This window comes from Hwangdonia seohaensis (assembly GCF_031932625.1).
GTDB classification, from domain to species: Bacteria; Bacteroidota; Bacteroidia; order Flavobacteriales; family Flavobacteriaceae; genus Hwangdonia; species Hwangdonia seohaensis.
On sequence record NZ_JAVSCK010000001.1, the window covers coordinates 1,114,869 to 1,131,800 of the forward strand.

General features: G+C 37.4%; 14 protein-coding genes. All 14 read left to right on the forward strand.

Annotation, left to right across the window (positions count from 1 at the left end; translation table 11 throughout):
* Positions 1–13 precede the first annotated feature (13 nt).
* Positions 14–1,744: a helix-hairpin-helix domain-containing protein gene (locus tag RNZ47_RS04810; RefSeq protein WP_311937197.1), complete on the forward strand. Its 1,731-nt coding sequence runs from the start codon at positions 14–16 to the stop codon at positions 1,742–1,744.
* 10 nt (positions 1,745–1,754) lie between these two features.
* Positions 1,755–2,291: a DUF3341 domain-containing protein gene (locus RNZ47_RS04815; protein ID WP_311937200.1), complete on the forward strand. Its 537-nt coding sequence runs from the start codon at positions 1,755–1,757 to the stop codon at positions 2,289–2,291.
* A 1-nt stretch (position 2,292) separates the two neighbouring features.
* Complete coding sequence (locus RNZ47_RS04820; protein WP_311937202.1) at positions 2,293–2,847, forward strand: c-type cytochrome; 555 nt, start codon at positions 2,293–2,295, stop codon at positions 2,845–2,847.
* Positions 2,848–2,867: 20 nt separating this feature from the next.
* Positions 2,868–4,199, forward strand: a complete 1,332-nt coding sequence (locus RNZ47_RS04825) for a quinol:cytochrome C oxidoreductase (RefSeq protein WP_311937204.1) — start codon at positions 2,868–2,870, stop codon at positions 4,197–4,199.
* 30 nt (positions 4,200–4,229) lie between these two features.
* Entirely contained in the window at positions 4,230–5,297 is a 1,068-nt protein-coding gene (locus tag RNZ47_RS04830; RefSeq protein ID WP_311937207.1) for a cytochrome c oxidase subunit II, read from the forward strand.
* Positions 5,298–5,324: 27 nt separating this feature from the next.
* The gene (locus RNZ47_RS04835; protein WP_311937210.1) at positions 5,325–7,118 is read left to right on the forward strand and encodes a cytochrome c oxidase subunit I; all 1,794 of its coding nucleotides are present in this window, start codon (positions 5,325–5,327) and stop codon (positions 7,116–7,118) included.
* Positions 7,119–7,229: 111 nt separating this feature from the next.
* Positions 7,230–8,252 carry a Holliday junction branch migration DNA helicase RuvB gene (gene ruvB, locus RNZ47_RS04840; protein WP_311937213.1) on the forward strand — a complete coding sequence of 341 codons (1,023 nt, stop codon included), beginning with the start codon at positions 7,230–7,232 and terminating at the stop codon, positions 8,250–8,252.
* A 101-nt stretch (positions 8,253–8,353) separates the two neighbouring features.
* Positions 8,354–9,424 (forward strand): nickel-binding protein, encoded by a 1,071-nt coding sequence (locus RNZ47_RS04845; RefSeq protein ID WP_311937498.1) that lies wholly within the window; start codon positions 8,354–8,356, stop codon positions 9,422–9,424.
* Positions 9,425–9,628: 204 nt separating this feature from the next.
* On the forward strand, positions 9,629–10,141 hold the full coding sequence (locus tag RNZ47_RS04850; RefSeq protein ID WP_311937215.1) for a YybH family protein: 513 nt from the start codon (positions 9,629–9,631) through the stop codon (positions 10,139–10,141).
* 36 nt (positions 10,142–10,177) lie between these two features.
* Complete coding sequence (locus RNZ47_RS04855) at positions 10,178–11,530, forward strand: FAD-binding oxidoreductase (protein ID WP_311937217.1); 1,353 nt, start codon at positions 10,178–10,180, stop codon at positions 11,528–11,530.
* 128 nt (positions 11,531–11,658) lie between these two features.
* Positions 11,659–12,996, forward strand: coding sequence for a cytochrome P450 (locus RNZ47_RS04860; protein ID WP_311937220.1), 1,338 nt, complete (start codon positions 11,659–11,661; stop codon positions 12,994–12,996).
* Positions 12,993–13,919, forward strand: a complete 927-nt coding sequence (gene queG / locus RNZ47_RS04865; RefSeq protein ID WP_311937223.1) for a tRNA epoxyqueuosine(34) reductase QueG — start codon at positions 12,993–12,995, stop codon at positions 13,917–13,919. Before RNZ47_RS04860 ends, queG begins: the two co-directional genes overlap by 4 nt.
* A 76-nt stretch (positions 13,920–13,995) precedes the next feature.
* The gene (locus RNZ47_RS04870; protein WP_311937226.1) at positions 13,996–16,299 is read left to right on the forward strand and encodes an NADP-dependent malic enzyme; all 2,304 of its coding nucleotides are present in this window, start codon (positions 13,996–13,998) and stop codon (positions 16,297–16,299) included.
* A gap of 45 nt (positions 16,300–16,344) precedes the next feature.
* Positions 16,345–16,926 carry a Holliday junction branch migration protein RuvA gene (gene ruvA, locus RNZ47_RS04875; protein ID WP_311937228.1) on the forward strand — a complete coding sequence of 194 codons (582 nt, stop codon included), beginning with the start codon at positions 16,345–16,347 and terminating at the stop codon, positions 16,924–16,926.
* Positions 16,927–16,932 lie beyond the last annotated feature (6 nt).

The following is a 16,932-nucleotide window of genomic DNA, read 5'->3' on the forward strand; positions in this document are numbered from 1 at the left end:
TTATAAAAGGATTATGGCGTCTCATTACGAAGCACCTATTAGAAGACCTTTAGTTACAGGCGAAAAATCATACCACGATGTTACCGTGGATGTGGCTAAACCTGTAGAAGGAAAAGCAAATAAACAATGGTGGATAGTTTTTGGTATTTCACTTGCTGCCTTTCTTTGGGGAATTGGATGTATCATTTACACAATATCAACCGGTATCGGTACTTGGGGTTTAAATAAAACCGTAGGTTGGGCTTGGGATATTACTAACTTTGTTTGGTGGGTAGGTATTGGTCACGCAGGAACACTTATTTCTGCCGTACTATTACTGTTCCGTCAAAAATGGAGAATGGCCATTAACCGTTCAGCCGAGGCCATGACTATTTTCTCGGTAGTTCAAGCCGGTTTATTTCCAATTATTCACATGGGTCGTCCTTGGTTAGGTTATTGGGTATTGCCAATTCCGAATCAATTTGGTTCTCTTTGGGTAAACTTTAACTCACCATTACTTTGGGATGTATTTGCAATTTCAACATATTTATCGGTTTCATTGGTTTTCTGGTGGACAGGTTTATTGCCCGATTTTGCAATGATTCGAGATAGAGCCGTAAAGCCATTTCAAAAGAAAATATATTCGTTATTAAGCTTTGGATGGTCTGGTAGAGCAAAAGATTGGCAACGTTTTGAAGAAGTATCTTTGGTACTTGCCGGTTTAGCAACGCCCTTGGTACTTTCGGTACACACTATTGTATCCTTCGATTTTGCCACGTCTATAGTTCCAGGTTGGCATACCACAATATTTCCACCGTATTTCGTTGCGGGTGCGGTATTCTCAGGATTTGCCATGGTAAACACCCTTCTTATTATTATGAGAAAAGTGTGTGACCTTGAAGATTATATTACCGTACAACACATCGAATTAATGAACATCGTTATCATGATTACGGGGTCCATAGTTGGTGTAGCTTATATTACCGAGTTGTTTATTGCATGGTATTCTGGTGTAGAGTACGAACAGTATGCCTTTTTAAACAGAGCAACAGGACCTTATTGGTGGGCTTATTGGGCGATGATGACTTGTAACGTGTTTTCACCTCAGTTTATGTGGTTCAAGAAATTACGAACCAGCATTATGTTCTCTTTCATAATATCTATCGTGGTGAATATCGGGATGTGGTTTGAGCGTTTTGTAATTATCGTAACCTCGTTACACCGTGATTACTTACCATCGTCATGGACCATGTTCTCACCAACATTTGTTGATATTGGAATTTTTATAGGAACCATCGGATTCTTCTTTGTATTGTTTTTATTATACTCAAGAACATTCCCGGTAATCGCTCAAGCGGAAGTAAAAACCATTTTGAAATCATCTGGTGAGCGTTATAAAAATATCAGGGAAAGAGGCGAAAGCTTAGTGGGTACAGGTGCAGATGAAAGAACATCTAACTTTAAACTTCCTGAAGAAACAACAGCTTCTAAGCCAATTCAAGATAATTCTGAAAAATTAGATAACCTGTTGCAAGGCGTAGGTAAATTTGATCCTGCGATACAAACCCCAGATGACTTAAAGGTTATTAACGGTATTGGTCCGAAAATGGAAGGTGTACTTAACGGTATTGGTATTTATACCTATGCTCAGGTTAGTAAAATGACAAAAAGAGAATACGACTTGTTAGATGAAATCACGGGGTCTTTCCCAGGAAGAGCAGAGCGTGATGATTGGTCCGGACAAGCAAAAAAACTAATAAACTAGAATAGAGTCAATGGAAGCTTCAAAAGTTATTCACGCTATTTATATCGATGATGATGTATTAATGTCGGCCGTTAAAAAGGTTAAGGCAGAACGCTATCACATCGAAGAGATATATACACCGTTTCCGGTTCACGGACTAGACAAAGCTATGGGATTAGCACCAACACGTATTGCCATAACGGCATTCATTTATGGGCTAATCGGTTTAACAGTGGCTATTTTAATGATGGATTTTATCATGATTAAAGATTGGCCCCAAAACATTGGAGGAAAACCAAGCTTTAGTTATTTGGAAAACATGCCGGCATTTATACCTATTATGTTTGAGATGACCGTTTTCTTTTCAGCACATTTAATGGTTATAACCTTTTATTTACGTAGTAGAATGTGGCCCTTTAAACAGGCTGAAAACCCAGACCCGAGAACAACCGACGACCATTTTTTAATGGAAATTGCAGTTCATGGAAATGAAAGCGAATTGGAAAACCTACTTAAAGAAACTGGAGCAGTCGAGATTAATATTATTGATAAAGAAGATGCACATTAATATGAAGAACTTAAAACATATAAGTCTTGTAGCAGTATTGTTATTATCGGTAACATCTTGCTTTGATAAAAGTGAGCCTAACTATCAGTTTATGCCAAATATGTATGAGTCTGAAGGTTACGAAACTTATGGCGAAGCCGCTTTCCCCGATGGTATGGCAGCACAATTACCAGCCGAAGGATCTGTAGCTAGAGGGCACGTTCCTTTTGATATTGATAATTCAAACGAAGGATACGAGTTAGCTAAAGCCACATTAATGAGTCCCATTGATTCCATGCACGTAGATTTAAATAGAGGCAAAGAACTTTACGATATATACTGTGGTATTTGCCATGGCAATAAAGGAGACGGACAAGGTAATTTGGTAAAACGCGAAAAGATTCTTGGTATCCCTAGTTTTGACGATATTGGACGAGCCATAAACCAAGGTAGCATTTACCACACCATTTACTATGGTAAAAATGCCATGGGCTCTTATGCCAACCAATTGAAAGAAGAAGAACGCTGGCAAGTGGTGTCATACGTGTTGAAGTTAAAAGGAGATTTAGAAAAGTAAGAAGATAAGATTATATAGATATGTACACATTTTCAAATAAATTAAAGACATTTTCTATCATTCTAATGGTTTTAGGGTTGTTAGGTGTAGGCTATGGTTTTATGACATCTCATAAATCTTTTGAAGAAGTAGAGCACTTGCTTACAGAAGAATCACACGGTGGCGGACATGGAGAAGAAGCGGCACACAACGCAACGGCATCAAGCGATGCACACGCAGATGTGGCCGAAGCAGACGCTCATACAGAACATGTAAAACACGTGCAGCATCAAATTGCAAATAGGCCATGGGCAGCATTATATGTAGCAGCCTTTTTCTTTATGATGATTGCTTTGGGTGTGCTCGCATTTTATGCCATTCAAATTGCATCGCAAGCCGGTTGGTCGCCCGTATTGTTTAGGGTTATGGAAGGCATTACCGCTTATCTTTTACCTGGTGCTTTAATTGTGCTTTTAATAGCTGTGGCGTCAGGAACCATTGGGCATTACAACTTATTTATTTGGATGGATCCGGATGTTGTAGCGCACGATAGATTAATACAAAACAAATCTGGATTCTTAAACTTACCAGGGTTTATTATTAGAGGATTAATATTTATTGCAGGTTGGAGTTTTTACCGCTACATTTCCAGAAAATACTCAATTGCTCAAGATACAGCAGAAGATAACAGAAACTTTAAAAAAGGATTCCGTTGGGCTGCAGGGTTTTTGGTATTCTTTATTTATACAGAATCCATGATGTCTTGGGATTGGATAATGAGTGTAGATCCGCACTGGTTCTCAACCCTATTCGGTTGGTACGTGTTTGCTACTATGTTTGTTAGTGGTATTACGGTAATCGCTTTAATATCAATTTACTTAAAATCCAGAGGATATTTAGAATTTGTAAACGAAAATCACTTGCACGATGTCGCTAAATACATGTTTGCATTTAGTATTTTCTGGACCTATTTATGGTTCTCGCAATTCATGTTAATTTGGTATGCAAACATTCCGGAAGAGGTAACTTACTTTGTGTCGCGTTTTCAAGATTATCAATTGCCATTCCTAGGTATGGTAGCGCTTAACTTTGTATTTCCAATTTTAATGCTGATGAATGCCGATTATAAACGTGTGCCATGGTTTGTGGTTATGACGGGAATCGTAGTGCTATTCGGGCATTACTTAGATGTGTTTGTTATGATTATGCCGGCAACGGTTGGAGACAGGTGGTTTATTGGCATCCCAGAAATTAGCTCTATATTACTATTTGCAGGGTTGTTTATATTTGTAGTGTTTACCGCTTTAACCAAAGCACCGTTACTAGTACAAAGATACCCTTTCAAAAAAGAAAGCGAAGAATTTCATTATTAATTAAGATTTAAATAAAGACGAACGATACCAATGACTGCTTTATTAACAATTATAGTTTTAGTATTTATTTTAATTGCCATTTGGCAAATGGTAAAAATTTTCGATTTGGCGCAAGCTAAAATTGAGAATACCCAGATTGCTACCGATAAAGACAATACCGTAAATGCATACTTAATGATGGGCTTTTTGGCCTTCATTTATGTCATTACCATTGTGTGTTTTGTGTATTGGGGCGATTTACCATTAATGTCCAACTCTGCTTCAGAACATGGCCCAACCATAGATAATTTGATGATTATCTCCATGGTAGTCATCTTTATAGTGCAAACCATTACCCAATTTCTGTTGCACTACTTTGCTTTTAAATATAAAGGTGAAAAAGGAAAAAAAGCCTTGTTCTTTGCCGATAATAATAAATTGGAAGCCATTTGGACCATTATTCCTGTAATTGTTTTAGCAGGTTTAATCATTTACGGATTAAACACTTGGATACACATTATGGGTGTTGAAGAAGATGAAGATACCTTGGTGGTAGAATTGTACGCACAGCAATTCAACTGGAAAGCCAGATACGGAGGCGCTGATAATACCTTAGGAAAAGCGAACGTTCGATTGATTGATATTGACCGCGCTAATATTTTAGGATTGGATGAATCTGACCCTAATGCGCAAGACGATATCATTACAAGCGAATTGCATTTACCAGTGGGCAGACCGGTATTGTTTAAAATGCGTTCTCAAGACGTGTTGCATTCGGCTTACATGCCACATTTTAGAGCGCAAATGAACTGTGTTCCCGGTATGATTACACAGTTTGGCTTTACACCAACCGTTACTACAGCCGATATGAGGCAAAGGTCGCAGATTGTTAAAAAAGTAAAAAACATAAATGAAATTAGAGTTGAAAATAGCAAACCATTGTTAGCTAAAGGTGAAGAGCCTTTAGAGCCTTACGAGTTTGATTATTTACTAATTTGTAACAAGATTTGTGGAAAATCGCACTATAATATGCAAATGAAGATTATAGTGGAAACGCAAGAAGAATTTGATGCTTGGTTAAGCGAGCAAAAAGAATTTAAAAACTCTCTAATTAACTAATTAAAAAGATAAATACGATATAAGATTATGTCAGCACACGCAGATAACCACGCTCACGACGACGACCACGGACATCATCATAAAGAAACGTTTGTAACTAAATATATATTTAGTCAAGATCATAAAATGATTGCCAAACAGTACCTTATTACAGGTACAATTATGGGTGTTATAGGAGTTTTAATGTCTATGATGTTTCGTATACAAATTGCATGGCCTGAAGAACCAAACGTATTATTTGAAGCACTATTGGGTAAATGGGCTCCAGACGGTGTTATGGATGCCGATATTTATTTGGCATTGGTTACCATACATGGTACCATTATGGTATTCTTTGTATTAACAGCGGGTTTAAGTGGTACGTTTAGCAACTTGTTAATTCCATTGCAAATTGGTGCCCGAGATATGGCGTCTGGGTTTTTAAACATGGTGTCGTATTGGTTATTCTTTTTATCAAGTGTAATCATGGTGATTTCATTGTTTGTTGAAGCTGGACCAGCATCTGCCGGTTGGACAATTTATCCGCCATTAAGTGCCTTACCAATGGCTCAAGGAGGCTCAGGAATGGGTATGACACTTTGGTTGGTATCTATGGCCATATTTATTGCTTCGTCATTATTAGGTTCACTTAACTATATAGTTACGGTAATAAACTTGCGTACCAAAGGGATGTCTATGACGAGATTACCTCTTACAATTTGGGCGTTCTTTGTAACGGCTATAATTGGTGTGGTATCGTTTCCGGTATTATTGTCGGCAGCCTTATTATTGATTATGGATAGAAGTTTTGGAACATCATTCTTCTTGTCAGATATTTTTATTCAAGGTGAAGTATTGCATTATCAAGGTGGCTCGCCCGTATTGTTCGAGCACTTATTTTGGTTCTTGGGACACCCAGAGGTTTATATTGTTATATTACCGGCCATGGGACTGGTTTCCGAAATTATGGCATCAAGTTCGCGTAAGCCCATTTTTGGTTACCGTGCTATGATTGCTTCCATTTTAGCCATCGCCTTTTTGTCAACCATAGTTTGGGGGCATCACATGTTTGTTTCAGGAATGAATCCGTTCTTAGGGTCTGTATTTACATTTACAACTTTATTAATCGCCATTCCATCGGCCGTAAAGGCTTTCAACTGGATAACCACACTCTGGAAGGGTAATTTACAAATGAATCCCGCCATGTTATTCTCAATCGGTTTTGTATCTACATTTATAACGGGAGGTTTAACAGGTATCATTTTGGGTGATTCGGCGTTGGACATTAATGTACACGACACCTATTTTGTGGTTGCGCACTTCCACTTAGTAATGGGTATATCGGCATTGTACGGTATGTTTGCAGGAATCTATCATTGGTATCCAAAAATGTTTGGACGTATGCTAAATAAAAACTTAGGTTATATCCATTTCTGGATAACGGCCGTTTGTGCTTATGGTGTATTTTTCCCCATGCACTTTATAGGAATGGCTGGTTTACCACGTCGTTATTATACAAACAGTCATTTTCCGTTATTTGACGATTTAGCAAACGTAAATGTTGTTATAACCATTTTTGCTTTAATTGGAGGCATCGTGCAAATCGTATATTTATATAACTTCTTTGGCAGTATGTTCTTTGGAAAGAAGACCGTTCAAAATCCATGGCGTTCAACCACTTTGGAGTGGACAGCACCCGTAAAGCATATCCATGGAAACTGGGAAGGCGAGATACCTCACGTATACCGTTGGTCTTACGATTATAGCAAACCAGGACATGATGATGATTTTGTACCACAGAACGTCCCTCTTAAAGAAGGCGAAGAAGAATTACACCATTAAAAATTCTATATACTAATATTGAAAAGCCTTTCCATTCGGAAAGGCTTTTTGTTTATATTTGCTTGTGCTGAACTTGTTTCAGTATCTTTATCACTTAAGCTAAAAAGCTAAATGAACGAAAATCTAGACCCAACAGACGACAATTTTTCACCCGAGGAATTAGATGTAGAAAGAAAGTTAAGACCCTTGTCATTTGATGATTTTACGGGCCAAGATCAGGTGTTGGAAAACCTTCAAATTTTTGTTCAAGCTGCAAATTTGCGCACCGAAGCTTTAGACCATACCTTGTTTCATGGGCCTCCGGGACTTGGCAAAACCACATTGGCACATATTTTATCAAACGAATTGAATGTTGGCATAAAAGTAACATCGGGTCCCGTTTTAGATAAACCGGGAGATTTGGCAGGTTTACTTACCAATCTTGAAGAACGCGACGTATTATTTATTGATGAAATCCATCGATTAAGCCCTATTGTAGAGGAGTATTTATATTCCGCTATGGAAGATTATAAAATCGATATTATGATTGAATCTGGCCCAAATGCAAGAACCGTTCAAATTAATCTCAATCCGTTTACTCTAATTGGTGCCACAACGCGTTCAGGTTTATTAACGGCGCCAATGCGTGCACGTTTTGGTATTCAAAGCAGACTGCAATATTATAAAACCGATTTGCTCACCACCATTGTACAACGAAGTGCCACTATTTTGGCAGTGCCAATAACCATGGAAGCAGCTATTGAAATTGCCGGACGAAGTCGCGGTACACCCAGGATTGCTAACGCTTTATTACGACGGGTTAGGGATTTTGCCCAAATAAAAGGCAACGGAAGTATCGATATTAAAATAGCAAAATACGCGTTGGAAGCTTTAAACGTCGATGCCCACGGCTTGGATGAAATGGACAACAAAATTCTATCAACCATTATCGATAAATTTAAAGGCGGTCCCGTAGGCATTACAACTATTGCCACTGCGGTAAGCGAAAGCCCCGAAACGATTGAGGAAGTTTACGAGCCCTTTTTAATCCAACAAGGGTTTATTATGCGCACACCACGAGGACGCGAAGTAACCGAACAAGCGTATAAGCATTTAGGCAAAATCAAAGGATCGGTTCAAGGTGGGTTGTTTTAATATAAATAGTACTAAGTAGGCTATTTTTTGTATCTTTAAAATCCTCTCCAAGAATTACATAGCCTAACCCTTTTTAAAATTTTAGGAATATGCCGATTTACATGGATTACCACCACTTTCCAGGAGTAACTGTTGAGGATGTAAAAAAAGCCCACATGGCTGATAAACAAACGCAAGATAAGTTTGGCGTGAAGTATCATCAATTTTGGGTAAATCAAAAAGCTGGAACTATTTTTTGTTTGATTGAAGGACCCAACCCAGAAGCTTGCGAAAATGTTCATAAAGAAGCTCATGGAGATGTAGCTTGCAACATTGTTGAAGTAGAAGCAGGATTAGTTGATATGTTTATGGGAAAAGCCCATAATGTAGAACATGGCATAGTTTATTATAAAGATGGGAATATTGATACTGGATTTCGGTTTATTCTCATTATAGATATTTTAGCAAAAACAAGCTTGGACTTTGCCGATGAAATAAGTCGGTTTAAAGTCCCTACGTTTGCCCGAAACACAGTGTTTAATTCCATAAAAAAATATAAAGGCACTCAAGTTAAAAATATAAGTGATGATAGTATTATTGGAGTGTTTAATGAAGCTGATGCTGCTTATGAATGTGTTTTAGGTATTCAAAAATTGCTTTCAAAAAAACAGAATATTGAATTTAGAATAGGTTTAGCCGAAGGTCAACCTGTAACTGATAGTGATGGTTTTTTTGAAGAGGCTATTGATTTCACCAAGCAATTAGCATTAATGGCGAATAGTGGTGAAATAGTACTGTCTAAAAACTTTTCTAAATTACTTCCCGAAAGAAGTTATGGAAGTATGTCAACTGTAAAAGTTGTAAATGAGACCCAACAAAAATTTATGGAAAGTTTTTTTGATTATACAGAAAAAAATCTGTCAGATGAAACGTTTAACATTGCAAATATAAGCCAAAATATGGGTGTAAGTCGCCCACAACTCTACAGAAAAATTACAGCTTTAACAGGTAGGTCTCCAGTTTTGTTTATTCGCGATATTAAAATGAATAAGGCCATGAATTTAATAAAGGAAAATAAACTTTCAATCTCTGAAGTTGCATACCAATTAGGATACTCAAACCCATCTTATTTCAGTAAAAATTTTAGAAGTAAGTTTGGAGTACCTCCTTCCCAATTTATGTTAACCCATTAAATAATTTGCAAATTCAGTTTTCCTTCTAATCCCGTTTTTTAAAAGTATTTAAAACCCATTCATTTTTTAAAAAGGAATGGGTTTAACTACAATTAATATGTTAAAAGTCTATTAAATGAAACATTTGTAGTACTCTTTGAATAAAATGGATTGATGTATTGTGTTGATTGTCAATAATTTTGAGTAAATCTAAAATCAAAAATTATGAAATCACAATTTACAACAGTATTAGCGGTTTTTTTTACAATGGTGTTCTTAAACGTTCAACTGTTAATGGCCCAATCAGAAAGTATTATAAATATTGAATATCCAAAAGCACAAGAAGAAGTTATGGAAACCATGGGAGGCATTGTACAAAGCATTAAAGATGGTGATGTTGAAAAACTAATTGCCTTTCATGCCTATGGACCCAAATTTACCGAATTTAAAATGGGAGAAAAATGTGTTGGCAGTAAAGAAAATGAAGCCCATGAGCGTAATGTGTTTGGTAATGTTAAAGAAATTTTAAAGTTTGATGCTAATGATTTAAAAATTGCCGTGTACTATGGTAATGTGGCAAACGTAACCTTCCATTCAGATTTTCATTTAAAATTTGAAGAAGATTTAGTAGTGGTAAACGATCAAATATCGTTGCTGTTTGTAAAAGACAATAATGGTGCTTGGAAAATTGTTCATGAGCATCATTCTCCTTTAAAAAAAGTAGTTACCAAACTTTAATTTACAGTTAAAAAAATTAACTAAAACCATACAATTATGAGCTATCAAGATTTATCAGGAGAAGTTATTACCCCAAAAGACACTAATTACGAGAACGCAAGAGCTATTTACAACGCCATGATTGATAAAAAACCTGCTGTTATTGTAAAATGCAAAAACGAACAAGATGTTGTTAATGCGGTAAATTATGCTCGAGATCATAATATTGAAGTTTCCATAAAAAGTGGCGGACATAACGGTGCTGGACTTGCTTTGGTTGACGATGGTTTGGTAATAGACCTTTCTGAAATGAAAGCCATAAATATAAATCCACAGTCAAAAACCGCCGTTATACAATCTGGAAATACACTTGCCGATGTTGATGCGGCAACACATGAATACGGTTTAGCATTACCAAGCGGTATTATTGGAACCACCGGAATTGGTGGTATAACTTTAGGAGGTGGCATAGGGTATCTGAGTAGAAAGGGCGGACTTTCTATTGATAATTTATTGGAGTGTGAGGTTGTTCTAGCTACTGGCGAAGTGGTTACCGCTAATAAAAATTCGCATCCCGATTTATTTTGGGCCTTAAGAGGTGGCGGCGGAAACTTTGGAGTGGTTGTGTCGTTTACCTTCAATTTAATAGCCATAAAAAACGTGTATGCAGGTCCTATGTTTTGGCCTTTGGAAAAAGCAAAGAAAGCAATGAAATTTTATGACAACGTCACTAAAACTGCATCAAATGATTTATATGGTTTTTTTGCCTTTTTAATAGTGCCTCCAGCTGAACCTTTTCCAGAAGATCTATGGAATAAAAATGTTTGTGGTGTGGTGTGGAATTACACGGGACCCATTGAAAAAGCTGAAGAGGTTTTCAAACCTATTCGAGAATTTGGCCCACCAATTTTAGACTTTGTTGGAGAAATACCAATGCCAGCTTTAAATGGCATGTTCGATGCTTTGTATCCACCGGGAATGCAATGGTATTGGCGCGCACATTATATTAAGGAATTAACAGACGAATCGATAGATGAGAATATTGAATTTGGTTCTAAAATCCCGACCATGCATTCAACAACACATTTTTACCCCATCGATGGTGCAGTACACGAGGTTTCTAATAACGAAACAGCCTGGGCAAATAGAGATGCGCGTTGGGCACAGGTAATTGTTGGTGTCGATCCAGATTCAGCAAAAGCTGATAAAGTTACCAATTGGTGCAAAGATTATTTTGATGCTTTAACCCCTTATGCAATGGGCGGTGCTTATGTAAACTTTATGATGGAAGAAGGGCAAGCAAGAATAAAGTCATCTTATAAAGATAACTATGATAGACTCGTAGAAATCAAAACAAAATATGATCCTGATAATTTCTTTCATATTAATCAAAATATAAAACCAAACTAAATTGTCAATGTTATTGATTAAAACCGAAGTTAAATGCTTCGGTTTTTTGTTTTATAATACTAAGTAAAATAGTACTTTTAACACTTGCGTCATTCTGAAATCATTTCAGAATCTCATCATAATAGATAATGAAATACAACTACCCAAATAAAATCCCGTTTCGCAAGTTTTTACGCATGTCGGCTTCCATAGCCAAAAACCCCATTCCGTTTCACAATAAGTGTTTCAATGAAACCGGAGATACCTTTGCTGTAAAATCACCATTTTATGGGCATATTGTGTTAACGCGAGACATACATGTTGTTAAACACATCCTTCAAAAAAACCATAAAACCTATCATAAATCAAAAATCCAAACCAAGTATTTATCAAAATATGTGGGCTATGGTTTGTTAACCTCAAGTGGCGATTATTGGCTAAAACAACGCCGTTTAATCCAGCCGGCATTCCATAAAGAGAAAATTCAAAATCTGGTTTCAATCATCGATACGACTATTGAAACACAAGTAAATACCATTAAAGCCGAGGATTTTGTCGATTTGTATCCTTTGATGAATGAATTGGCGTTCGAAGTAGTTGCCAAATCCCTGTTTCATTTTTCAGCAGAAAACCAGACCCTGAAACGCTTGCAATTCATAATCGAAAAGCTGCAATTGTTTATTGTAAAAGAACTGCGAATGCCCTATAAGAAAATGTGGTATTTTTTAAAAGGAGATATTAATTATCACATGAAATTGGTAAAGGAAAGCAGAAGCATTATCAATACAATTATCGATCACAGAAGACAATCGGATGAAACGCACGACGATTTATTGGATATGTTGTTGCACGCGCAATACGATGACGGAACGACCATGACAAACCAACAGCTCATCGACGAAATTTTAATTTTGTTCGTTGCAGGCCACGAAACCACCGCCAATGCATTAACCTTTACATTAAAACTTTTGGCACAAAATAAGGAAGAATTAAAAAAGGTTGAAGATGAAATCAATAAGACAAACCAGAACAATGTAACGCCTTTACAAAGTATAGCGCAACTAAATTACACCAAGTGTTGCATTGAAGAAAGTTTACGCTTATATCCGCCCGCGTGGATAACCGATAGAGTAAATATTGAAGATGATAAAGTGGAAAACTACCATTTAAAAAAAGGAACGATAATTGGCGCTTCCATTTACGAGCTACATAGAAATAAAAATTATTGGGGAGATGCGGAGCGTTTTAAACCCGAACGATTTTTAGAAGAAAACCGAAAGCAAATACTGCAATATTACATGCCTTTTGGCGCTGGCCCAAGGCTTTGTATTGGTAATAATTTTGCGATGTACGAAATGATTTTAGCCGTAAAAAGCATCATCAATAAGTTTTATATTTCAACAGATAATAACACCATAAAAATAAATCCTTTAATTACCTTAAAACCCGTAGATGTAAAATTGAAGTTTTCATTAAAAGCACCATGATAAATTCAAAAACACAGCATACCAATCTTATTAAAACTGAAGCCAAACGTCTCGGTTTTTTGTCATGCGGCATCAGTAAAGCCGGTTTTTTAGAAGACGAAGCCCCTCGATTAGAAAACTGGTTAAATAACAGTATGCATGGCGAGATGCAGTACATGGAAAACCATTTTGATAAACGATTGGATCCTACGAAACTGGTGGAAGGCTCAAAAAGTGTGGTGTCGTTATTGTTAAATTATTACCCGTGGGAGTTACAACATAAAGATTCTTATAAGCTATCCAAATACGCTTATGGCACCGATTACCATTTTATAATAAAAGATAAACTCAAAGCACTATTACATTTTATTCAAGATGAAATAGGCGAAGTTTCCGGAAGGGCCTTTGTAGATTCCGCCCCGGTTCTCGATAAAGCCTGGGCTGCAAAATCTGGTTTAGGATGGATTGGCAAACACAGTAATTTATTAACCCAACAAGTCGGTTCGTTTTATTTCATAGCGGAACTGATTATTGATTTGGATTTGGAATACGATTCGGTAACCACAGACCATTGCGGAACGTGCACTGCATGCATTGATGCCTGCCCAACCGAGGCCATAACCGAACCTTATGTGGTTGATGGCAGCAAATGTATTTCATATTTCACCATTGAACTCAAAGAAAATATCTCATCGGAATTTAAAGGACAATTTGACGATTGGATGTTTGGGTGCGATGTCTGTCAAGATGTGTGCCCGTGGAACCGTTTTTCGAAAGCGCATAATGAGCCTTTGTTCAATCCGCATCCCGAGTTGTTATCCATGACAAAAAAAGACTGGGAAGAGATAACCCAAGAAACGTTTAGCAAGGTATTTAAAAAATCTGCCGTCAAACGTACCAAGTTTTCGGGATTAAAAAGAAACATCAATTTTTTAAAAGAATAGTCGTTTGGTAAATAGGATTGTTATATTTGTTGGTTGTTATCCCGCATAGTGGGAAAATCAAAAATATCTAATCCTTATGAGCGAAGAAAGTAAACGTAGAGAAGCCCTTATATACCACGCAAAACCAACTCCAGGTAAAATTAAGGTTGTTCCAACCAAGAAATATGCGAGCCAAAGAGATTTGTCACTGGCCTATTCACCGGGTGTTGCCGAACCTTGTTTAGAAATTGAAAAGGATAAAAACAATGCCTATAAATACACGGCTAAAGGTAATTTGGTAGCTGTAATATCAAACGGAACCGCCGTTTTAGGTTTGGGCAATATTGGACCGGAAGCCTCTAAACCCGTTATGGAAGGGAAAGGTTTGCTGTTTAAAATATTTGCAGATATTGATGTGTTTGATATTGAAGTTGACACCGAAAATGTCGACGAATTTATTCAAACCGTAAAGATGATTGCACCCACTTTTGGAGGCATTAATTTAGAAGATATAAAAGCGCCTGAAGCTTTTGAAATAGAGCGTCGATTAAAGGAAGAATTGGATATTCCTGTAATGCACGACGACCAACACGGTACCGCAATTATTTCCGCAGCAGCGTTAATTAACGCTTTGGAAATTGCCAATAAGAACATTGAAGACGTAAACATTGTAATAAGTGGTGCGGGAGCAGCGGCCATTTCTTGTTCCAGGTTATATCAAGCTTTTGGTGCAAAACGTGAAAACATGGTCATGCTCGATAGCAAAGGCGTTATTAGGGATAACCGTGAAAATCTGTCAAAGGAAAAAGCAGAATTTGCTACCCACAAAAACATAGATACGCTTGAGGAAGCCATGCAAAATGCTGATGTGTTTATTGGTTTGTCCATGCCGGATATTGTAACGCCAGACATGCTTTTAAGCATGGCAAATAACCCTATTGTATTTGCTATGGCCAATCCGCATCCCGAAATAAAATACGATATCGCAGTGGCAACGCGTAAAGATATTATTATGGCCACCGGACGAAGCGACCATCCTAATCAAGTTAATAACGTACTTGGTTTTCCGTTTATTTTTAGAGGGGCCTTGGATGTTCGTGCTACAAAAATTAACGAAGCTATGAAAATGGCTGCGGTTAAAGCTTTGGCAAGATTAGCTAAAGAGCCCGTGCCGGAACAGGTTAATATTGCCTATGGCGAAACCCGATTAACTTTCGGGACCGATTACATCATTCCAAAACCCTTTGACCCACGTTTAATAGCCGAAGTGCCACCAGCAGTAGCCAAGGCAGCTATGGAAAGCGGTATTGCCATGGAGCCCATTACCGATTGGGAAAAATATAAAGATGTACTTAGAGAACGCTTAGGTTCGGATAACAAATTGGTAAGGCTGCTGCTAAATAGAGCCAAACTAGACCCTAAACGCGTGGTTTTTGCTGAAGCAGACCAGTTGGCGGTTTTAAAAGCGGCGCAAATAGCCTACGAAGACGGTATTGCATTCCCTATTTTATTGGGAAGAAAAGATGCCATTCAGCGTTTAATGAAAGAGATAGAGTTCGATGCCGATGTACCTATTATCGATCCAAAAGCAGATGAGGAAACCGATCGTAAAAACAAATATGCCAAAGTGTATTGGCAACAGCGTAAACGAAGAGGGGTAACGCTTTACTCAGCTCAAAAACTCATGCGCGAGCGTAACTATTTCGCGGCTATGATGGTTAGCGAGGGCGATGCCGATGCTTTAATTTCTGGGTATTCCAGAAATTATCCAACCGTAGTAAAGCCTATGCTTGAGCTTATTGGTATGGCGAAAGGTGCTACAAGAATTGCAACTACTAATGTGATGATGACAAAAAGAGGGCCGCTTTTTTTAAGTGACACCTCCATTAACATCGACCCTAGCGCCAAAGATTTAACCAAAATAGCACAAATGACCTCGCAAGTGGTTAAAATGTTTGGTATGAATCCAGTTATGGCAATGACCTCGTATTCCAATTTCGGGTCTTCAGATCATATTAATGCTTCAAAAGTAAGAGAGGCGGTGTCGTATTTACATAGGCATTTTCCAGATATGGTGGTTGATGGCGAACTGCAAACCGATTTTGCGCTAAACAACGAGATGCTGCGCGAAAAGTTTCCTTTTTCCAAACTAGCAGATAAAAAAGTAAACACCCTTATTTTTCCGAATTTAGATTCAGCAAACATCACTTATAAATTATTAAAAGAGTTGAATGATGCGCAATCTATTGGCCCCATTATGATGGGCATGCGCAAACCCGTACATATCCTTCAGCTAGGAGCAAATGTTGACGAAATTGTAAACATGACGGCCATCGCGGTAATCGATGCGCAACATAAAGAAAAATGGGAACAGGAAAAGGCGAATTCTAAGTCCGTTTAATGCAAATAATTTTATTACATTTGGTTGATTAACGAAAAGGGATAAATGATAACACATATTCAAGGAAAACTCACCGAAAAAAACCCAACAAGTGTTGTTATTGATTGTAATGGAGTAGGTTATATGCTTAATATTTCATTACACACCTATTCTCAAATTCCAGATGGCGACCATTTAAAACTATACACCCATCTTCAAGTAAAAGAAGACTCGCATACGCTTTACGGATTTTCTTCATTGGCCGAACGCGAAATTTTCAGGTTGCTTATTTCCGTTAGCGGTATTGGGTCTAGTATTGCCCGTACCATGCTATCCTCATTAACGCCAAAGCAGGTAAGAGAAGGTATTGCGGTTGGCGATGTGGCGTTAATTCAATCCATTAAGGGTATTGGTGCAAAAACGGCACAGCGTGTTATTATAGATTTAAAAGATAAAATTTTAAAGATTTATGATATTGATGAAGTTTCTGTTTCAAAAGACAATACCAATAAAGATGAAGCGTTATCTGCTTTAGAGGTTCTTGGTTTTGTAAAAAAGCAGGCTGAACGCGTTGTGGATAAAATTATAATGACACAACCCGATGCCAATGTTGAAACCATTATAAAACAAGCGTTAAAAAATTTATAACAGATT